Origin of the sequence: Algoriphagus lacus, from assembly GCF_003583985.1 — a bacterium.
Taxonomy (GTDB): Bacteria; Bacteroidota; Bacteroidia; order Cytophagales; family Cyclobacteriaceae; genus Algoriphagus; species Algoriphagus lacus.
This window is the reverse complement of record NZ_QXML01000002.1, coordinates 520,664-539,746: the sequence shown is the minus strand read 5'-3', so window position 1 is coordinate 539,746 and position 19,083 is coordinate 520,664. Positions and strand designations below refer to the sequence as shown.

Genomic DNA, 19,083 nt, shown 5'->3' with positions numbered 1-19,083 from the left:
GGCTATTCGTTCAGATTCCAGTTGTAATCCAAATGTGAAATTTTGGCGCTTGGCTTAAGTTTCACTTTTGAATAGGTATTCAGAAAATCAATCAGAGATCCTTTTTTGGTAAAATCACCTTTAAACCAGGAAAAAATGGAGGAAATCTGAGCCTGATCAGGAGTGATTTTATTGCGGGAAGGATCATTGATGAATGTGGTTGCCACCTTAGTTAATTGAGCCTCGATTTTCTCAGCAACAAATGCCTCATTCAATAATGGAGGACAGGAAACGGAAGCACAATTGATCGCAAAATGGATTCGAGGTTCGTCAAATTCTTTTCTCAGAATGGAATGCTCAATCTCATCAAGACTGGAATCAACTCCTCCGATCTTAAAAAACTGGTAATGCCAGACATCCTTAATCATCGGTATTTTTAGCGCCGGACCCAAATCCCGTATGCTTTTGACTGGGTAATTATCCACGATCAATTTGACCGTAAAAGCATTGTAGGCATTGATCCAATAGGCGAGTTGCTGATTTTTTGACCAGGTTTTGCGGTCGGGAGCGTTGGCAGAAAGGAGTTTCAGATAGCTCTCCAGCTTAGCCTTTTCCCGGATAAATCCTTTGTAATCGACCATCCCATTTGGTTTGACATGAGCTTTAACGAGCTGATCCCAGAGTTGATGACTTGGAGGAGTGGTGCCTGCCATTCCCAAGGTTGAACCTTGACATGAAAAAAGAAAAAGAGCAATCAGGAAAACTGGAAGAAAGCGAAGGGATTTCATAAATAGGAGTTTGATGGGCATCTACGGAAAGAATTCAAATAGGGATGAATGGCTATTGGCCCAATTGAGAATATGGGGCAATTTTCACTCTAATTAACTTTTTCTCCTTTGGTGAGCCAAATCCCCCAAGTCTTGGAATAGGTATGGACTTTTCGGGTGGGCTTACCTTGGGACTCCAAGGGTTTCTCGGAATTGGACCATTGGATGATCCCCCCATATAAATTGTAAACTCGGGTAAATCCAGCTTCCTGAAGCTTTTTGCCGATTTCCTGAGACCTGGCTCCCACGGTACAATAAATTAAAACCGGCTCATTTCGATCCAGATTTTCTACATTCTTCAAATCAAACGTCTCATAGCCAACCCATTTGGCACCTGAAAGATGACTTACCTCAAACTCCTCCCGTTCCCTGGCATCAAGCACCTGGTAATTGGAAAGGTCACTTATTTGCTCCGCTTTGACTACAGGAAAATTTTTGTCATATAATCCATCCAGCAAAGTCTTGTAAGCGAGAGACTGTGAATAGGAAAAAAACGGCATCATGAGAAGCCCGAAAAAAAGAAATCGGGTTTTCCGGAATGTCAGCCAACTGATAAGTGTACTGTTCATGTCCGAAAAACCCGAATCCTGGGGAAGAGGTTCTAATCAGGCGTAAAAATCTGATAAGCGGGCGAGTCCCCGCCGGTCTTTGATAATGATTTTCTTTCCATCCAGATCGATCAGCTTGTCTTTTTTGAACTCGGAAAGCAGGCGAATAACGGATTCTGTAGCTGTCCCGACGATCCCGGCAATTTCTTCTCGGCTAAGAATAAGATCAATTTTTTGACTACCGGCTCCTTCTACACCATAGGAATTTCCCAACTGAAGGAGGACAAAGGCAAGTCGCTCCCGGATACTTTTCTGGGTAGCATCAGTAAGCTTTTCCTCCATTACTCCGATTTCATGGCTCAATGCCTTTGCAACACGTCTAAAAAATTGCGTATTGTGGAGAAGGGAGTTAATAAAGGCTTCTTTAGGGACAAAACAGATTTTGGCATCCTCGATGATCATAGCAGAATTGGAATAGTTTTCCTCTCCCAAAAGTGCTGCATAACCCAGAAAGTCTCCTTTTTGAGCTAAGTGAATGATTTGTTCCTTGCCGTTTGAGGCGGTTTTATAGACTTTGACTACACCGGCATTGATGCAGAAAATACCCAAAGGCTTGGTTCCTTCGTAATAGAGAATCTGTCCTTTTCGATGGGATATCAGATTCTTATGATCAGATATTGTGCAAATCTGAGCTTCCGGGAGGTCAGAGAAAAGTGAATACTTCCTGCTGGCGCAAAGCTCACATGGCGTATTGTGAGGATGACTAGACATAATTGTAATTGCTGGGTAAAAATTGTTCTTTGAATTTAAAAAATGACTGATTTAAATCATAAAAAAAGACTAGTTATTTGGGACAAATCGGTAAACTTTGACGTTGAATAAATTTTTTTTCGTCACTGTCATATGCCATATAAAAATGTTTTATGCCATTCGAAAGAATCAGATTGGGACAATTTAATTCCCGGTTGTAAGCCATGGCCTGCCCCAAGGTTTGATCATTAATCCTTATCGTAGGGGCTTTACACTCGACCAATAGGTAGGGCTTACCTTCCCGGTCAAAAACAACCAAATCAGTCCTTTTTTGTAATTTATTGTATTTCAATCCTTTTTCCAAAGAAAAAAGTCCTCCAGGGTAATCCTGATGATTGATTAAATAATTGGTCCAATGTTGTCGAACCCACTCTTCCGGAGTTAATACCAAATACTTTTTCCTCAATGAGTCAAAAATCCAAAGCTTCCCATCTGACTGACGAATCGTTGGCTCAAAATGAGGAAGATTTAAAATGGGAAGGTTGATTTTCTGATCTTGAGTGGAACTCATGCCTCAAAGATGAGCAAAAATTCAATTTACATTTCCGTGGAAAATTCCGGATTAATCAAAATTCAGGTAGGGACTGATTTTCTCAACCCACTCGGATTTGAAAATTTTGATTTTCAACAGGTCCGCTTCCGAAAGGAATTTCCCGTGCTGGTTACGATATGCCAACAAAACTTTGGCCTCACCATAGCTGATGTAGGGATGGGCTGACAAATCTTCAAGTGCGACTGAATTGATTGGAATTTTTCGAAAAATCAAAGGTTCAAACTCAAAAAACTCCCAAAGTGATACAGCCGTTTCTTCTTTGACTCCAAATACTTCCAATAACTGCCCTTGACTGTGAAATCCACCAAGATTTTCACGGTATTTGATGATCCTGCCCGCTGTAGCTTGACCAATACCGGGCACAATCTGAAGGGTGATTGAATCTGCTTCCGCAAACGGAATCCGGTTTAGATTTTCGAGTTGTTTTTGATTTCGGGTATTTTTAGCTGTATCCTGTGGGTTAAAGGTCGGATAGGGAGAACTGACCAATTGGACTTCCAACTTCCCGAGACTATCCAACTGACCTAAATAATGGGCAAAATTTTGTTCTGCTTGCCTGTTTTTGTAAAAACGAACCAATGAAGGTGACAATCCAGAGAGAAGCAAAACGGGAATCAGTAAAAGAAATCCACGGGATTCTTTTCGGGAAAATCCCAGATAAGATTTCATCCAATAAAAAAACCTGTCGGTCATCAGTCAAAAAGTATAGCCCAAAACAATAACTTATAAGTTAATACATACTGTTTAAGAAAACAAAATGGGTTCTGGAAACTAAGAATTTTAAGATCATTATTTAGATATATTCTAAATTAATTCACAATTACACGAAACAAACTTAAAAGGAGCATTGTCTGTTAAATTTGCGATGCAAAACTTGTAAAGATGCAGATCAAGTTTCGAGCGATCAGTCTATCCTATAAAACCGCCCCTGTTCAGATCCGGGAATTAATTTCTTTGGACGAAGAATCAAGCCATCGTATTCTCCTGAAACTTAAAGAGTTTTTCAGTTTGAGCGATGCATTGATTCTATCTACCTGCAACAGAACTGAGGTATACTACAGCCATGAGTTAGATCTAAGTACAGAGATCATCAAATTGGTAGGGCTTGAAAAAGGTCTTATCGATGTGGTCAATTACATGGACTATTTCGAGATTTTTAATGATGACCGTCAGGCTATATCGCATCTTTTTCGAGTTTCAATGGGCTTGGAAGCCCAGGTCGTCGGAGACATCCAAATCTCGAATCAGGTAAAAAGAGCCTATCAAACCTCTGCTGACTTGGAAATGGCAGGTCCATTTTTGCATAGGCTGATGCACACGATCTTTTTTACCAACAAACGGATTGTTCAGGAAACTTCCTTTCGAGATGGTGCCGCCTCCCTCTCATATGCAACCATTGAGCTGATTGAAAGCCTTACTTCAAATACCTATCAACCTCGCATTCTTCTAATCGGCGTAGGTGAAATAGGCGAAGATGTAGCAAAAAATATGGTTCATTTGCCGGATGCTAAGGTGAAGATCACTAACCGGACACTATCCAAAGCCCAGGAAATTGCAGCTCCTTTGGGACTTGAAGTGGTTCCATTTGAGGAATGCAGAGAGGCTATGAACGAGGCAGATGTGATTGTCTGCTCGATAATGAAAAATGAGCCGTTTATTACCAAAGAGATTGTCAAAAAATTTGACATCCAGAGCTACAAGTTACTGGTGGATCTATCTGTACCAAGAAGCATTGAAACTTCAGTTGAGGATGTGCCAGGTGTAGTCCTATACAACGTTGACAATATTCGCAGCAAAGCATCCGAAGCTCTGGAAAAGCGGCTTGCCTCAGTACCTCAAGTCGAGGAAATAATAAACGAGAGCATTGAGGAGTTTTACAACTGGAAGAAGGAAATGATGGTATCCCCTACCATTAATAAGCTCAAGCAGTCACTCGAGCAAATCCGCCAGGAAGAGCTCAGCCGGTATCTTAAAAACGTGGAAGAAAAAGATTATGTCCTGATTGATAAAATCACCAAAAGCATGATGCAAAAAATTCTCAAAGTACCGGTGGTACAGTTAAGAGCAGCATGCCAGCGAAATCAGGCAGAGGAAATGATTGAAATCATCACCGATCTTTTCGACCTCGAAAAAGTAAAAACAGAAAAATAAACACAGTTTCTTTTCTGGAAATGACCAAAGGATTACACAGAATCCTTTGGTCATTTTATCTTTAGCCCTTTCAGAATTTTATCACCCGATATGATTTCCAATTCATCCCGATTCTTTCTAGCCACCCTGATTTCCCTGCTTTTTTCCTCAAGCGTGTTTGCTCAAACTTGGGACGTGTATGATTTACAGGGAAAACTAAAATCCAGAGCAATCTTCGAACGGATAGAGGTTCTCAGCGAAACTGTAATCACCGGAAAAAATCAGGATGGGCTTTTTTTGCTATCCAGAGAATTAAAACCCATGGTAGATCTGAAGGGAACAGAAATTTACCAATACCTCGCTCCTTGGATTTTGGTCAAAGGGCCACAAGGGATTGGCGCATTTCATGAATATGGCCAACTTGTGATGCCACTGGAATACGAGGAAATACAAACCTATTTCAACTACCTGTTAGGGAGAAAGGGAAATGAATTCTGGCTTTTTGAACGTGGAAATGGCAAGACCACTGCCCTTGGAACCCTGGAAGAAGCCAAGCTTACGAAAAATGGCATGGTCATTATCAAAAAAGGGGAATCCTATTATCTCCCCTTATCCAATGATCCAGAACGGCCATATCAACTTCTACAGGAAAATGATGGAAAGTATCTCCTGGCAAAAGAATCCTCCGGATATGGTATCATCAATATTGACGGTGACTATGTCATGGATCCCGTTGTGGATCAACTTGAGCACACTCGTGGGGATTACTTTTACGGATTTGATGAGAACCAATATTTACTCATCAAAGGCGATGAAGTCCAATCCGACGTTGCGTACAATTCCTATCACAAAATCACCAAGGAAGGAGACTTAATGCTGGAGTATATCCACGGCAAACTCCGGAGAGTAATGGAGGAGGACGGGATATTGTTTGATGGCGTAGGAATGGAATCGGTGCAGCTAATTGAACCAGGATTATACAATGTCAGGTTTAGGGAAAACAAACTTGGGCTTTTGAGCAAAAAAGGATGGTTGGTTCAGCCTGTCGCTGAAGCAGACTGGATCAAAGGTGGAAGCGAAGGCTTATTTCCTGCAGGCAAAAACGGAAAGTCCGGATTTATCAATCAAAATGGGGATTGGACAATTGAGCCAAATTTTGCTGAGACAGGCATTTTCTCCGAGCAACGTGCCACATTTAGAAATTCCGACTCGTGGGGACTTATAGATAGAGAGGGCAGAATAATCAGCGAAGCAAAATGGGATGAGATCAAAGAATTTTCATCAGGTACCGCTATAGCCAAAGCAGGAGGTCAATATTTCATTCTAAACTCCAGCGGACAAACGCTGAATGAGCTAGGATTTGATCAAGTTTGCAGACTGAAAGAAGGTTATTTTTTAGTGGAAAAAGAGGGGAAAAGAGGCCTATTGAACAGTACTGGCCAAGAAATCCTACCCATTGAATTTGAAAATATCCAAGTTGAAAAACCGGGCTTTTTTATCGTTAGAAAACAGGGGCTTTCCGGAGTATTAAATGAAAAAGCTGACGTGATTTTCCCGGTTCATTACCAGCAGGTGGTTCCGGATTGGGCTGGAAATCAAATCCTGGTAAAAGAACTCTACGTTCCGGTGGTGATTCAGGAACCCGAACCGACAAACGGTAAACGAAAAAAGGGAGCTTAATAGCTCCCTTTTCTTATTTCTTCTCCGATTTACCTATTCCTGAATCTTTCGAATCCTTATCGGAATTGGCTATTGATTCCCGCATAGAAGTATCGGATTTGATGTTTTCCATTTTATAATAATCCATCACTCCAAGCTGACCGGAACGGAATGCCTCTGCCAAAGCTCTCGGAACTTCAGCTTCTGCCTCTATTACTTTCGCTCGCATTTCCACATTTCTGGCTTTCATTTCCTGTTCCAATGCTACAGCCATCGCCCGTCTTTCTTCGGCTTTAGCCTCAGCCACTTTCAAATCTGCAGAGGCCTGATCGATCTGAAGTTTCGCTCCTATGTTTGTTCCCACATCAATATCAGCAATATCAATTGACAAAATTTCAAATGCCGTACCCGCATCCAAACCTCTTGAAAGCACGAGTTTGGATATTTTATCCGGATTCTCAAGTACACTTTTATGTGTAGCCGCAGAACCAATTGATGTTACGATACCTTCACCCACACGGGCTAGGATAGTTTCTTCTCCAGCGCCACCTACTAGCTGGGCAATGTTGGCTCGTACGGTTACTCGTGCTTTTGCGATGAGTTGAATCCCATCAGCAGCCACAGCGGCTACATTTGGCGTATTGATAACCTTGGGATTAACGGAGATTTGAACAGCCTCAAACACATCACGGCCGGCTAGATCGATCGCAGTTGCCTGCTTGAAAGTCAAGCTGATGTTTGCTTTGTCAGCAGAGATCAAAGCCCTTATTACAGTAGGTACATTTCCACCTGCGAGATAGTGCGTTTCCAGGTCATTGGAGGTCAATTGCAATCCTGCCTTTGTTGCGGTGATCAATGAATTCACGATTACGCTTGGCGGTACTTTCCGGATTCTCATCCCGATCAATTCACCGATTCCGACTTTTACATTCGAAAACTGGGCGGTAATCCAAAGATTAACCGGAACGAAGTATAAAAAAATGAATAATAAAACGATCCCTGCAAAAGCAGCGACCAAGACAAACATTGAACTTGAAGGATCCATAAGAGTTATTTTACCAGAATTTTATTGTTTTCAATTTTAATAATACTGACTTCTTTGCCGACTTCAATAAAGCCTTCTTCGGATTTCACTTCCAAAACCAATTCACCAAAAGCAGCTTTTCCGAAGGGCTTGATATCCGAAACAGCCTTTCCGTTCATTCCAACAGAAACCCCATCAGTTCGACCGTCAAACGCTCCACCCTGCATCGAAGATTTAAGAGAAAATTTTTTCCAAACTCCCGAACTGAACCCGTACCAAACTGTGACAAGATTGAGAACCGCTGCAATTGCTGTGATCCAAAGAGCGGTCTGAAAATCGAAAGAGGCAAAAGCATATGCCACTCCTGCTAAGCTAACCGCCAAACCAAAAATACCAACCACAGTGGTACCCGGAATGAAGAGGATTTCTACTAAAAGCAGTATCAATCCGATAATCAGTAGGCTAGCTAGAATTAAAAGAGTCATTGGTAGATAATGATCAAAGAGGAAGAATAAAGCCTAAAATACAAGAAACAGGATGAATCCCACGATCAAAAAAGAAAAAACCCGGAAGTTTCCGGGTTTTGAGGTTTAGTAGGCTTTGGCGAAATAAACTCGACCTTGAGAAGGTTTGCCGGTAAGTACACATTTCCCGGTTTCCTCTTTCCTGTCTAAAGGAATACACCGAATAGTGGCTTTTGTCAGCTCCTTGATCTTTTCTTCTGTCTCGGAAGTACCATCCCAATGGGCGGAGATAAATCCTCCTTTTTCTTCCAACACCTGCTGAAACTCCTCCCAGGAATTCACTTCCGTGGTAACGGAGGCCCTAAAGTCAAAAGCCTTTTTGTAAATACCTTGTTGAATTTCTTCTAAAAGTCCACTGATTTTTTCAGCAATGGGTTGAGAAGACAAATCGAAGGTCTCTTTGCTCAGGTTATCTCTTCTGGCAATTTCGATAGTTCCATTTTCTAGATCTCTTGGACCAAGAGCAATTCTGACAGGAACCCCCTTCAATTCATATTCCGCAAATTTCCAACCTGGTTTTTGAGTATCCCGGTCATCATATTTCACAGAAACTCCCACTTTTCGGAGATCAGACATGATTTCTTTTGCCTTCACAGAAATCATTTCCAACTCGGCTTCTCCCCGATAAATCGGCACGATGACGACTTGGATGGGAGCAAGTTTTGGAGGAAGGAGAAGTCCGTTGTCATCGGAATGGGCCATGATTAATGCTCCCATCAGGCGTGTACTTACGCCCCAAGAAGTTCCCCAGACATATTCCAAACCACCTTCTTTTGTGGCAAACTTGACGTCAAAAGCCTTTGCAAAATTTTGTCCCAAGAAATGGGAAGTACCTGCTTGTAGGGCTTTCCCATCTTGCATCATTGCCTCAATACATAGTGTATCATCTGCTCCGGCAAAGCGCTCATTTTCTGTTTTGCGGCCTTTTACCACCGGTACGGCCATGTATTCCTCAGCAAACTGAGCGTAAACATTCATCATCTGAATGGTCTCATCCATAGCTTCTTTTGCAGTAGCGTGTGCAGTATGGCCTTCCTGCCATAAGAATTCAGATGTTCTTAAAAAAAGCCTTGTCCTCATTTCCCAACGGACCACATTAGCCCATTGATTGACCAACAAAGGAAGATCTCTGTAAGATTGAATCCAATTTTTGTAAGTGCTCCAGATTACTGTCTCAGAGGTTGGCCGCACAATCAGTTCTTCTTCCAATTTCGCTTCCGGATCGACGATTACACCCGAGCCATCTTCCGCATTTTTTAATCTATAGTGAGTCACCACAGCACATTCTTTGGCAAAGCCTTCCACATGGCTTGCTTCTTTGCTCAGAAAAGACTTGGGGATAAAAAGAGGAAAATAGGCGTTGGTATGACCGGTTTCTTTGAACATTTTGTCCAACTGAGCCTGCATTTTTTCCCAAATGGAATAACCGTAAGGCTTAATGACCATGCATCCTCTTACAGCTGAATTTTCAGCCAAATCTGCTCTTTTCACCAATTCATTGTACCACAGGGAATAATCTTCACTGCGCTTTGGAAGTCCTTTACTCATTCGGTTGTGAGGTATATTAAAATGTATGTATTTTTGCTTAATTAGGGTTGGCAAATATAATCCAAAAAGTATAACCTCAGGATTGCCAGTCCGTATAACAAAGCAACAATCAACTTCAATTATGAAGAAATTACCCTTAATACCGGCCTCTTTGCTTTTGGGATCGTTAGTTATCTCTTCCTGCAGCACCAATAAAATGGCGACTAGCGGCGTAGATGACAACCTGTATTTCATGGCTTCAGACGTCAAAATGGCTACCCAGTATGCGGTGGAAAATAACAATCCACAATCATTCAAAAACATTGCTGCGGAACCTACTGTGACTGAACAAAACTTCAGTTCCAGAAATGTAAACCCTGAGTACATTTCCAGATATCAGGCAACTTCAGGATCAACAACTACCGAAGAGGGGGTTGTTTATTTTGACGAAACAGCACCTGCTCAGAAAACGACTGGGAATGTCAATGCCTATGACAATTATTACGCAAACAGCGAGGGACAAAACTCCAACTCCCCTAACATCAATTTTAACTTTGGTCTAGGATTTGGCTACAGTCCTTATGGATGGGGAATGTCTCCTTATATGGGATTTGGCTGGGGATATCCAATGGGATTTGGAATGAGTATTGGATTTGGGTTTGGCTGGGGATATCCGATGTATGGCTACCCAATGTATGGATATCCAATGTATGGATTCGGTTATCCGATGTATCCAGGTTATGGATTCGGATATCCTATGTATCCTGTATATCCGGGTTATCCCGCCTATATTCTACCAGGGGGTGAATACGGGGACCGAAGGGTGGTTTACGGTGCAAGACCAACGAGAGGCTCTTCCATAACTAACACAGGGATCAGGTCAAGCGAGGCTTCAATTATGCCAAGCACCGCCAGAGCTCAAGCAAGAGGAAATGCCGCTGCAGTCAATTCATCAGCTAGAAGATTGGTGTCTTCCGAAAATTCCAGGGTAGCAAGTAGAGACTTTAGCAATTCGCAAAACGACTATTATAACTCAGGAAGAAGCAGAGTGACCAGTACAAGAAATGTCAATTCTCCTGCTGCTGACCGTGCTGTTAGTACAAGATCCAGAAGTTCTATTCCTTCTGCAAGACCATCATCTACATATAGTCCTGGAACAAACACCAGGAGCTATACTTCTCCTTCGAGAAGTTCATCCGGATACGATGGAAGAGCGACTTCCCCTTCTTACAACAACAGAAGCACAAGTCCTTCTTACAACCGATCTACGAGTCCATCTTATAATAACAGGTCAACCTCTCCTTCTTATAACAGAGGCGGATCTCCGACATACAACAGAGGTACAACTCCTTCTTACAATAGGTCAGTTGCACCAAGTAGATCAAATGACAACTCTTCCAGCTTCAGTGCTCCAAGCAGAATGAGTACTGGTGGCGGAAGTGGATTTAGCGCTCCGAGCAGAAGCTCAGGAGGATCTTCCGGCGGAAGTATTGGCGGATCCAGAGGAGGAAGGGGGAATTAATTTCCCCCTTTTTTTTGCGGAAATGCCGCACAAAAACAAAAAACATCCGTTATCTCTTAACAACAAAATGACGATTTAATGAGGTTATTGACATTATTTCTTACCCTCAGCACTATTTCTATAGCAGGTGCTTTTGCCCAAAGCGGATACTATGAAGATGCCTATCGATTTGGAAAATCCAATCCTACGGGTTCTGCCAGAATCATCGGGATCGGAGGAACTCAATGGTCATTAGGCGGTGATGTTTCCAATATAGCAGGTAACCCTGCCGGACTGGGATTTTTCAGATCCTCAGAAGCCAGTATCAGCTTGGGATATTCTGACTGGGGAGTGGATACTCGCTATTTGGGACAAAGCAAATCGTATAACACGACTAACTTTTCTCTGCCCAACATGAGCTATGTGATGGCAAGTCCCAAGGAAAGTCTTGAATCAGGATCTTTCAAAGGTGGGGCATTTGGCTTCAGTTTTCAAAGAATAGCCAATTTCAATACAGAATACGGCTACTTTTCAGATGAACTCGGTGAAAGTTCCATCATTGATTTCTACTTGGATGACGCTTTTGGAATTCCTGAAAATCAAATTGAAAACTATGGCCTAACTGGCCTGGCTTATCAGACTTACCAAATTAATCCCATCGTATTCGATGAGAATGGAAAACCGATTGACAATCCGACTTCCTATGATTCATTCATCTTAGGTTTTCCTTTTCAGGATGAAAACATTACTCAGGAGGGAAGTGCCAACCAGATCACCTTTTCTTATGGAGCCAATTTCGATCACAAATTCTTTGTTGGTGGAAGTCTAGGAATCCGAACCCTTTCCTTTTCCTCATTTAAAACTTACAACGAGGAATTTGTGGATCAGCCTTTGGCCAATTCAAGCCTGCGGGAAAACCTCTTCATCAATGGTGCTGGTGTCAACGTGAACCTGGGAGTCATTTACAAACCCATTGATTACTTGAATCTGGGCTTTATTTTCCAATCTCCTACTTGGTATGGGCTCAACGAAGAGTATGAGGCTGGAATGACCGCTAATTACAACAATTATTACTTTGAGCAGGAAGACATTACTCTTGGCAGACAGGAAGCCATTACAGATCTGGTAATCAGCAATTATGGCCTGAATACCCCGCTAAAAATCGGAGGAGGAGCAACATTCTTCATCGGGAAAAACGGCTTTATTTCTGCTGATGTGGATTGGGTGGATTACAGCGCTGGTCGCATCAATTCAAATGACTTTGACGAAGGTCCCGACAATCAGGTAATCAATGATATTTATACCAGCACAATCAATTACAGAATTGGCGGCGAAGCAAAATTTGACATGTTTAGGGTAAGGGCCGGTTATGCCCATTTTGGAGATCCCTTCTCCAATTCACCCGGATTTGATCAAAGCACTCAACAAATCAGCGGTGGTATAGGAGTGAGAATCAAATCATTCTCCATTGATTTTGCCTTGGTCAACCAAAAATTCAATGCCCTATATCGTAGTTATCAAGTCTTGGATGAAGATGGATTCAACTACGGCCCCTTGACAGAATTGGAAAACAACATAACCTCTGGGGTATTAACCCTTGGTTTTAACTTTTGAGCTGATTGATCAGCTCATACATCAACAGCTCAGCGGAAAAATCCTCACCGCTGAGCTTTATTTTTGCCTGATTGTAAAAATACTCTCGTTGGGATAGTAAGCTCTTCAGCTTCAATGTGATTTCACCCTGATCCAACCCTTGAAACATGGGTCGGTTTTGAACCTTTGAGACTCTTAATCTCTCAGAAATTGCATCCAACGGTACATCCAAGTATACAGATATGGCTGCTTCATTGATCATATCCATATTGTCATTGAAGCAGGGAGCTCCACCACCGGTCGCTAACACAAAAGAAGATTCCCGTTTCAGTAATTCCGAAAGCGTCTCAGTTTCCCATTCTCTGAATTTCCCTTCTCCGTAAATGGAAAAAATTTCCGGTATTTTCTGCTGAAATTTTTCCTCCACCTGAATATCCAAGTCCAAATAGGGAAACTTCAACTCTTGGGCAAGTTGACGCCCAAAGGTGCTCTTCCCGCAACCCGGTAAACCAACCAAAACAACTTTGAGATTCTTACTCATAGAAAAAAGTCCAAAACATCGGTTGCCTCCGGAGTATTGTTGTGGTGGAATTTCTCCATCACCACACCGTCTTTCAAGATCATTATTCCGGGATTTGCACGCATAATGGTTTTAACAACTGTCGCATCGGCTTGAAGACCGATGACACTCCAGTTATTTTTGGACAAAAAGGCATCAATCTCCTCTTGAGTTGCAGCAGCCATAAACACCACGTCAACCGGAGCCCCTTCCAATGATTTGACCAACTCAGTCAACGCATCAAGGTTGGCGTCACTCATTTTGGACATGTTGCTGCTTAGAATGACCACTTTGTTTCCCGCAAAAAGGAACTCAGTCTGATCGCTCTCCGCATTCCATGCAGCAAAATCAGAAATCTTGGGTAAAGCCTCGGGATTTTTCAAAACCATCTCCACAAACTCATAGCTTTCGTCTGTAGGATATTGATCAAACTTGAACGTCTCTCCTCCCTTTTTCATCACATAAGTATATTGAAGCGGTGCGGAAGGCTGCATGTTTGTCGGGATACTTACTCCGTTTTTGTAAGCTCTGAAATCAATAAAGGGTAAGTTTTGAATCGCCCAAACTGCCAAACCTAGGGAAAGGATTAAGCTTACAACAGCTGAAACACTCGCCCATTTTGGCGTTTCCTCCGGAAGGTCTTTTCTGAAAATGAACAGAAAAGAAATCATCACCAACAAGATAATGTCCTTATAAAACGACTCCCAAGGTGTCAATTTGATGGCATCGCCAAAGCAGCCACAATCCGTAACCTTATTAAAATAAGCAGAATAAAAGGTCAAAAACGTAAAGAAAAGGATCATCAGGCCAAGAGCCCAAATGGTCTGCTTCAACTTAACTCCCAAAATCAGCATTAAACCGAGCACCACTTCTGCCACTACCAAGGCCGTCGCGATATAAAGTGCAAACGGCTTAAAGGCGTAGAAAAACCCTGCTATATCATTGGAAAAAACGTCAAAGTATTCCTCCAACTTGATGGCCGTCCCAACTGGATCATTGACCTTAATGAGCCCTGAGAAAATAAAAAGCCCTCCCACCAAAAGACGGAGGACCCAAAGTATGGCTTGCTTATTCATGGTATCCTAATTTAATAAGGCAAAAAACTGAGTAATTTATCATATCCTGATAGTTGGCCTCGATTCCTTCCGAGACGATTGTTTTTCCCTGATTATCCTCAATTTGCTTCACTCTGAAAAGCTTCATGAGTATTATATCGGTCATCGAACTGACACGCATATCTCTCCAAGCTTCTCCGTAATCATGATTTTTATTCTCCAAAAGTGCCTTGGTATCCGCTGTCCATCTGTCATAAAGCGGCTCTAATTCATCAAATGGAATATCCATCCGGTCGTCTCCTCTCAGGCTAATTTGGATGAGTGCAATCAGGCAATAATTGATAATTCCCACAAACTCGTCAACGATTGGATCATTGACCTTCTGACTACCTTTTTCCTGAATGGAACGAATTCGCTGAGCTTTTATAAAAATCTGGTCTGTAATCGATGAAAGCCTCAAAATCCTCCAAGCAGTCCCATAATCCAGGGTTTTCTTCCGGAATAAATCTTTACATCGGGCGATTACTTGCTTATATTCGTTGCTGGTTTTAGTCTCCAAAACACTTTAGTTTAATGCTCTCCGGATCAAGTCCGTCTTCTTCGATCGAAGATAAATTATTTCCCCAAAAATATACACTTCAAATCAAGGGAAGGCTGATTAGCCTGGACAAACCCAAGGTAATGGGAATTCTGAATCTGACTCCGGATTCATTTTTTGAAGGCAGTCGGGTGGCAAAAAGCCCTGATTCCATCCTTTTCATCGCCGAAAAAATGATTCGGGAAGGCGCTGATTTTTTGGATCTCGGAGGCTACAGTACCCGACCTGGAGCAGTGGATATTTCTGTGGAAGAAGAATTGCAGCGTGTCGTTCCAGCAGTAGAAGTGATTCGCCGGGAATTTCCTGAAATCTTGATTTCAATTGACACATTTCGATCTAAGGTTGCTCTGGAATCCGTAACTGCAGGTGCGGATTTGGTCAATGATATTTCTGCCGGCAACCTAGGTAAGGCAATGCTTCCATTGGTAGCGAAACTTGGAGTACCCTACATTGCCATGCACATGAAGGGAAATCCTCAAAACATGCAAAGCCAAGCGAATTATTCAGATATTTTGACAGAAACTCTGTACTATTTCGCGGAAAAAGTGGATCTTATTAAAAAACTTGGCATCAAAGATGTAATTATCGATCCTGGGTTTGGATTTGCAAAAACCATCGAACAAAATTTCTTTCTACTGAGAAATCTTAAAAGTTTTGAAGTCATGGGATTCCCACTTCTTGCAGGGGTTTCAAGAAAATCAATGATTTACAAAACCTTGCAAATCGAACCAAAGGATGCCCTTAACGGGACTACAGCTTTGAATATGTTTGCTTTATTGCAAGGAGCGAACATCCTCAGAGTGCACGACGTTAAGGAAGCCAAAGAAACGATTAAACTTTACGAAAAAATATACCCTTGAGCCTGCTGTTTAAAATAGGATTTTTAGATATCTCCATTGTCAATATGATCGATATTGCATTGGTGGCAGCGCTATTGTACCAAGTGTATAAATTGCTCAAAGGCAGTGTTGCGATCAAAATCTTCCTTGGATTTCTATCTCTATATCTGATCTATTTGCTCGTAAGGGCAGTTAGGATGGAACTCCTATCAGCCATTTTAGGCCAATTTATGGGAGTGGGTGTGATTGCTGCCATTATCATTTTTGCTCCGGAAATCCGAAAGTTCCTCCTGATTTTGGGTCGTTCCTCAATTTTCTCCGATGACAATGTCTGGAAAGACCTCCTGTTTTTTTGGAGAAAAAAAGAAAACTCAGCCTTCAACATCAGCCCAATCATCGATGCTACCAAGTCACTGTCTGGAAGCAATACCGGTGCACTGATCGTTATTTCCAGTACGGTTGAATTGAAATTCTATGCAGAAAGTGGTGACATCCTGGATGCAGAACTATCCAAAAGACTCCTAATTTCGATTTTCAACAAATACAGTCCGCTTCATGACGGTGCGGTGATCATCCACAAAGGAAGAATTAAAGCTGCCCGCTGTATTTTACCGGTAACAGAACGCGAAGTTCCGGCACAGTTTGGACTGAGACACCGAGCCGCCATAGGTATGTCAGAAGCGACAGATGCTTTGATTTTGGTGGTATCTGAAGAGACCGGACAAATCTCCATGATGAAAAACGGAAAGGTGCTACATAACTTATCGTTTCAGGAAATTCGTGAAATCATCAACGATTACCTGAACAATGAAGACTTGGATGACCGCTTCGAAAATCTTTCCGAATACGACCTTTCAACCAAACGGAAGTTGGCAATGACCAGTAAGTCTTTGTGACCAAATACTGGTTTGAAAAAATGACAAAACCGGCAAAATTCGCTTTTGCCGGTTTTTTTTAATCTAGGTCCAGACGGAACGGAACTTACTTAACGACCCCCAATTCTTTGCCTACTTCTATAAAAGCGGCAATCGCTTTATCCAAATGATGCCGTTCGTGACCAGCGGAAATCTGGACCCGGATTCTGGCCTGACCTTTTGGAACCACCGGATAATAAAATCCGATCACGTAGATTCCTTTTTCAAGAAGCTTTTCGGCCATCTTCTGAGAAAGCACTGCATCGTAAAGCATAATCGGCACAATCGCATGCTCACCCGGCTTGATGTCAAATCCTGCCGCGGTCATTTTTTCACGGAAATACATCGTGTTTTCCTCGAGTTTGTCGCGAAGCTCTGTGGTCTCAGAAAGCAGATCAAACACGGCTATGGATGCTCCGGTAATGGAAGGAGCCAAGGTATTCGAAAACAAATACGGTCTGGATCGCTGACGTAGCAACTCGATGATTTCCTTTCGGCCTGATGTAAAACCACCGGAGGCTCCACCCAATGCTTTACCCAGCGTACCGGTGATGATGTCGATTTTGCCCATCACCCCGCGATGCTCATGGACTCCTCGACCTGTTTTTCCCATAAATCCGGTAGAATGGCATTCGTCTGACATGATCAATGCTTCGTATTTCTCAGCCAATTCGACGATTTTATCCAACTGGGCGATGGTTCCGTCCATGGAGAAAACGCCATCGGTCACGATGATTTTTTGCTTGGCTCCGGCAGCGATGGCGTCCTGAAGCTGCTTTTCCAGGTCCGCCATATTGTTATGCTCATAGCGGTAGCGCATCGCCTTGCAAAGTCGAACACCATCGATGATGGATGCGTGATTCAAAGCATCGGAAATAATCGCATCCTCCGGACCAAAGAGTGGTTCAAACACTCCTCCGTTTGCATCAAAGGCCGCAGCATATAGAATGGTATCTTCTGTACCCAAAAACTCGGAGATCTTTCGCTCGAGCTCCTTGTGAATATCCTGAGTACCGCAAATGAATCGAACGGATGACATGCCAAATCCATGGGTATCAATAGCAGCTTTGGCAGCTTCGATCACTCTCGGATGGGAGGAAAGTCCCAAGTAATTATTCGCACAGAAGTTGAGTACTTTCTGACCGCCAGCAATGGTGATTTCTGCGGCTTGCGGTGAAGTGATGATTCTTTCCCTTTTGAATAGTCCTGCTTCCTCGATGGATTTAAGCTCTTGCTCCAATTTGGGTTTAAACTGATCGTACATGCTCGATGGATTAAAATTGTTTTTGTTTTTTGAGGATTTCCGCTGATCAAAAAACCAATGCGGAGAGGTCTTTTTTACTACTTTTGCGCAAGCAAACCCAAATATAAACAAAAACCCTCAAGGCGACTTTCGGGCTTTTTTTGAAGGAAAGACATGGAAAAAATCCTCATCATCGGCGCTGCCGGGCAGCTAGGTTCAGAACTCACTCGTTCTCTTGCGGATCAGTTTGGCGGTGAGCAAGTTATCGCAACAGACCTCCGAGATTCAGCTCGAGTTGCTTTTGATTATTGCCGATTTGAAGTATTGGACGCAATGAACAAGGAAGCCCTCCGGGATCTGGTCAAAGAAGAACATGTCACGCAGATCTATCATTTGGCTGCAGTGCTTTCAGCAACTGGTGAAAAGAACCCGCTCTTTGCCTGGCATCTCAACATGGAGAGTTTGCTTTATGTCCTGGAATTGGCCAAAGACCTGAAACTGGATAAAATCTACTGGCCCTCTTCAATTGCCGTTTTCGGACCCAATACTCCAAAGGTAAATACGCCCCAATTCTGCGTCAAAGAACCCAACACCGTGTACGGGATCAGCAAGCAGGCAGGAGAACGATGGTGCGAATATTACTTCCAAAAGTATGGAGTGGATGTCCGAAGCCTCCGTTATCCGGGATTGATCGGATACAAATCCCTACCGGGTGGTGGCACGACTGATTATGCAGTCGACATTTACCACAAAGCCTTGGCCGGGGAAAAATTCACCTGCTTCCTCCGCGAAAACAGCTACCTGCCGATGATGTATATGCCGGATGCGATCAAGGCTACCTTGGACCTGATGAATGCACCCAGGGAATCGGTGAAAATCCGCTCCAGCTACAACCTTTCCGGTATGAGTTTTTCCCCAAAAGAAATCTACGAAAGCATCAAAAAACACGTACCAAACTTCCAAATCGACTATGATCCAGACTTCCGTCAAGCCATTGCCGACTCTTGGCCGGATAGCATCGACGACAGCCGGGCCAGAGAGGATTGGGGATGGAGACCCGACTACGACTTGGATGCGATGACAGCTGATATTCTGAAAAACCTACCGAATTTCTTTCCGTTGAAAAAATAAATTACCGAAGCCTCTTTGCTTGCAAGGAGGCTTTTCAATTTTTTAGCCTCCAGTCAAGAGATTCAACTT

The 19,083-nt window shown here is 42.7% G+C and carries 19 protein-coding genes and 1 pseudogene; 7 read left to right on the top strand and 13 right to left on the bottom strand.

Annotated features, from left to right (window positions below):
• Window positions 1-2: 2 nt before the first annotated feature.
• The 5 genes from D0X99_RS06510 to D0X99_RS06490 all read right to left on the bottom strand — a co-directional run bounded on the left by D0X99_RS06510 (window position 3) and on the right by D0X99_RS06490 (window position 3,386).
• On the bottom strand, window positions 3-767 hold the full coding sequence (locus tag D0X99_RS06510; protein ID WP_119476984.1) for a DUF547 domain-containing protein: 765 nt from the start codon (window positions 765-767) through the stop codon (window positions 3-5).
• A gap of 89 nt (window positions 768-856) precedes the next feature.
• Window positions 857-1,375, bottom strand: a complete 519-nt coding sequence (locus D0X99_RS06505; RefSeq protein ID WP_233553668.1) for a rhodanese-like domain-containing protein — start codon at window positions 1,373-1,375, stop codon at window positions 857-859.
• Between the two features lie 36 nt (window positions 1,376-1,411).
• Window positions 1,412-2,125: a Crp/Fnr family transcriptional regulator gene (locus D0X99_RS06500; RefSeq protein WP_119476819.1), complete on the bottom strand. Its 714-nt coding sequence runs from the start codon at window positions 2,123-2,125 to the stop codon at window positions 1,412-1,414.
• A gap of 73 nt (window positions 2,126-2,198) precedes the next feature.
• Complete coding sequence (locus D0X99_RS06495; protein WP_119476818.1) at window positions 2,199-2,675, bottom strand: type I restriction enzyme HsdR N-terminal domain-containing protein; 477 nt, start codon at window positions 2,673-2,675, stop codon at window positions 2,199-2,201.
• 51 nt (window positions 2,676-2,726) lie between these two features.
• Entirely contained in the window at window positions 2,727-3,386 is a 660-nt protein-coding gene (locus tag D0X99_RS06490; RefSeq protein WP_233553667.1) for a ComEA family DNA-binding protein, read from the bottom strand.
• A 213-nt stretch (window positions 3,387-3,599) separates the two neighbouring features.
• On the opposite strand from D0X99_RS06490, the gene hemA reads away from it, so the two are divergent.
• Both hemA and D0X99_RS06480 read left to right on the top strand, forming a co-directional pair.
• Complete coding sequence (hemA, locus tag D0X99_RS06485) at window positions 3,600-4,868, top strand: glutamyl-tRNA reductase (RefSeq protein ID WP_119476816.1); 1,269 nt, start codon at window positions 3,600-3,602, stop codon at window positions 4,866-4,868.
• A gap of 90 nt (window positions 4,869-4,958) precedes the next feature.
• Entirely contained in the window at window positions 4,959-6,527 is a 1,569-nt protein-coding gene (locus D0X99_RS06480) for a WG repeat-containing protein (protein ID WP_119476815.1), read from the top strand.
• Between the two features lie 13 nt (window positions 6,528-6,540).
• Here the strand turns inward: D0X99_RS06480 and floA are convergent, their stop codons facing one another.
• The 4 genes and pseudogenes from floA to proS form a co-directional block, all read right to left on the bottom strand.
• Window positions 6,541-7,551, bottom strand: a complete 1,011-nt coding sequence (floA, locus tag D0X99_RS06475; RefSeq protein ID WP_119476814.1) for a flotillin-like protein FloA — start codon at window positions 7,549-7,551, stop codon at window positions 6,541-6,543.
• A 5-nt stretch (window positions 7,552-7,556) separates the two neighbouring features.
• Complete coding sequence (locus D0X99_RS20815) at window positions 7,557-7,709, bottom strand: NfeD family protein (protein WP_449353855.1); 153 nt, start codon at window positions 7,707-7,709, stop codon at window positions 7,557-7,559.
• A 102-nt stretch (window positions 7,710-7,811) separates the two neighbouring features.
• Window positions 7,812-8,033: pseudogene (locus D0X99_RS20805) on the bottom strand (NfeD family protein); the annotation flags it as partial.
• 87 nt (window positions 8,034-8,120) lie between these two features.
• Window positions 8,121-9,602, bottom strand: a complete 1,482-nt coding sequence (gene proS, locus D0X99_RS06465) for a proline--tRNA ligase (RefSeq protein WP_119476812.1) — start codon at window positions 9,600-9,602, stop codon at window positions 8,121-8,123.
• A gap of 121 nt (window positions 9,603-9,723) precedes the next feature.
• On the opposite strand from proS, the gene D0X99_RS06460 reads away from it, so the two are divergent.
• On the top strand, window positions 9,724-11,103 hold the full coding sequence (locus D0X99_RS06460) for a pilus assembly protein (protein ID WP_119476811.1): 1,380 nt from the start codon (window positions 9,724-9,726) through the stop codon (window positions 11,101-11,103).
• A gap of 78 nt (window positions 11,104-11,181) precedes the next feature.
• Window positions 11,182-12,696 carry an OmpP1/FadL family transporter gene (locus D0X99_RS06455; RefSeq protein ID WP_119476810.1) on the top strand — a complete coding sequence of 505 codons (1,515 nt, stop codon included), beginning with the start codon at window positions 11,182-11,184 and terminating at the stop codon, window positions 12,694-12,696.
• Here D0X99_RS06455 and D0X99_RS06450 read toward each other — a convergent pair.
• The 3 genes from D0X99_RS06450 to D0X99_RS06440 are packed head-to-tail and all read right to left on the bottom strand — an operon-like array spanning window position 12,686 to window position 14,848.
• Complete coding sequence (locus D0X99_RS06450) at window positions 12,686-13,216, bottom strand: shikimate kinase (RefSeq protein WP_119476809.1); 531 nt, start codon at window positions 13,214-13,216, stop codon at window positions 12,686-12,688. The two genes, D0X99_RS06455 and D0X99_RS06450, sit on opposite strands and share 11 nt — an antisense overlap.
• Window positions 13,213-14,310: a BT_3928 family protein gene (locus tag D0X99_RS06445; protein ID WP_119476808.1), complete on the bottom strand. Its 1,098-nt coding sequence runs from the start codon at window positions 14,308-14,310 to the stop codon at window positions 13,213-13,215. Before D0X99_RS06445 ends, D0X99_RS06450 begins: the two co-directional genes overlap by 4 nt.
• Window positions 14,303-14,848 carry a DUF1599 domain-containing protein gene (locus tag D0X99_RS06440; protein WP_119476807.1) on the bottom strand — a complete coding sequence of 182 codons (546 nt, stop codon included), beginning with the start codon at window positions 14,846-14,848 and terminating at the stop codon, window positions 14,303-14,305. Before D0X99_RS06440 ends, D0X99_RS06445 begins: the two co-directional genes overlap by 8 nt.
• A gap of 14 nt (window positions 14,849-14,862) precedes the next feature.
• On the opposite strand from D0X99_RS06440, the gene folP reads away from it, so the two are divergent.
• Window positions 14,863-15,747 (top strand): dihydropteroate synthase, encoded by an 885-nt coding sequence (folP, locus tag D0X99_RS06435; RefSeq protein ID WP_119476806.1) that lies wholly within the window; start codon window positions 14,863-14,865, stop codon window positions 15,745-15,747.
• Window positions 15,744-16,622, top strand: coding sequence for a diadenylate cyclase CdaA (cdaA, locus tag D0X99_RS06430; protein ID WP_119476805.1), 879 nt, complete (start codon window positions 15,744-15,746; stop codon window positions 16,620-16,622). Before folP ends, cdaA begins: the two co-directional genes overlap by 4 nt.
• An 85-nt stretch (window positions 16,623-16,707) precedes the next feature.
• Here cdaA and kbl read toward each other — a convergent pair whose 3' ends face one another.
• Window positions 16,708-17,904, bottom strand: a complete 1,197-nt coding sequence (kbl, locus tag D0X99_RS06425) for a glycine C-acetyltransferase (RefSeq protein WP_119476982.1) — start codon at window positions 17,902-17,904, stop codon at window positions 16,708-16,710.
• Between the two features lie 153 nt (window positions 17,905-18,057).
• On the opposite strand from kbl, the gene D0X99_RS06420 reads away from it, so the two are divergent.
• Complete coding sequence (locus D0X99_RS06420; protein WP_119476804.1) at window positions 18,058-19,014, top strand: NAD-dependent epimerase/dehydratase family protein; 957 nt, start codon at window positions 18,058-18,060, stop codon at window positions 19,012-19,014.
• Window positions 19,015-19,083 lie beyond the last annotated feature (69 nt).

Bases quoted from the DNA above. Each gene is read 5' to 3' on its own strand.
- D0X99_RS06510 (WP_119476984.1), bottom strand. From the start codon at position 767: ATGAAATCCCTTCGCTTTCTTCCAGTTTTCCTGATTGCTCTTTTTCTT.
- D0X99_RS06505 (WP_233553668.1), bottom strand. From the start codon at position 1,375: ATGAACAGTACACTTATCAGTTGGCTGACATTCCGGAAAACCCGATTT.
- D0X99_RS06500 (WP_119476819.1), bottom strand. From the start codon at position 2,125: ATGTCTAGTCATCCTCACAATACGCCATGTGAGCTTTGCGCCAGCAGG.
- D0X99_RS06495 (WP_119476818.1), bottom strand. From the start codon at position 2,675: ATGAGTTCCACTCAAGATCAGAAAATCAACCTTCCCATTTTAAATCTT.
- D0X99_RS06490 (WP_233553667.1), bottom strand. From the start codon at position 3,386: ATGAAATCTTATCTGGGATTTTCCCGAAAAGAATCCCGTGGATTTCTT.
- hemA (WP_119476816.1), top strand. From the start codon at position 3,600: ATGCAGATCAAGTTTCGAGCGATCAGTCTATCCTATAAAACCGCCCCT.
- D0X99_RS06480 (WP_119476815.1), top strand. From the start codon at position 4,959: ATGATTTCCAATTCATCCCGATTCTTTCTAGCCACCCTGATTTCCCTG.
- floA (WP_119476814.1), bottom strand. From the start codon at position 7,551: ATGGATCCTTCAAGTTCAATGTTTGTCTTGGTCGCTGCTTTTGCAGGG.
- D0X99_RS20815 (WP_449353855.1), bottom strand. From the start codon at position 7,709: ATGAACGGAAAGGCTGTTTCGGATATCAAGCCCTTCGGAAAAGCTGCT.
- proS (WP_119476812.1), bottom strand. From the start codon at position 9,602: ATGAGTAAAGGACTTCCAAAGCGCAGTGAAGATTATTCCCTGTGGTAC.
- D0X99_RS06460 (WP_119476811.1), top strand. From the start codon at position 9,724: ATGAAGAAATTACCCTTAATACCGGCCTCTTTGCTTTTGGGATCGTTA.
- D0X99_RS06455 (WP_119476810.1), top strand. From the start codon at position 11,182: ATGAGGTTATTGACATTATTTCTTACCCTCAGCACTATTTCTATAGCA.
- D0X99_RS06450 (WP_119476809.1), bottom strand. From the start codon at position 13,216: ATGAGTAAGAATCTCAAAGTTGTTTTGGTTGGTTTACCGGGTTGCGGG.
- D0X99_RS06445 (WP_119476808.1), bottom strand. From the start codon at position 14,310: ATGAATAAGCAAGCCATACTTTGGGTCCTCCGTCTTTTGGTGGGAGGG.
- folP (WP_119476806.1), top strand. From the start codon at position 14,863: ATGCTCTCCGGATCAAGTCCGTCTTCTTCGATCGAAGATAAATTATTT.
- kbl (WP_119476982.1), bottom strand. From the start codon at position 17,904: ATGTACGATCAGTTTAAACCCAAATTGGAGCAAGAGCTTAAATCCATC.
- D0X99_RS06420 (WP_119476804.1), top strand. From the start codon at position 18,058: ATGGAAAAAATCCTCATCATCGGCGCTGCCGGGCAGCTAGGTTCAGAA.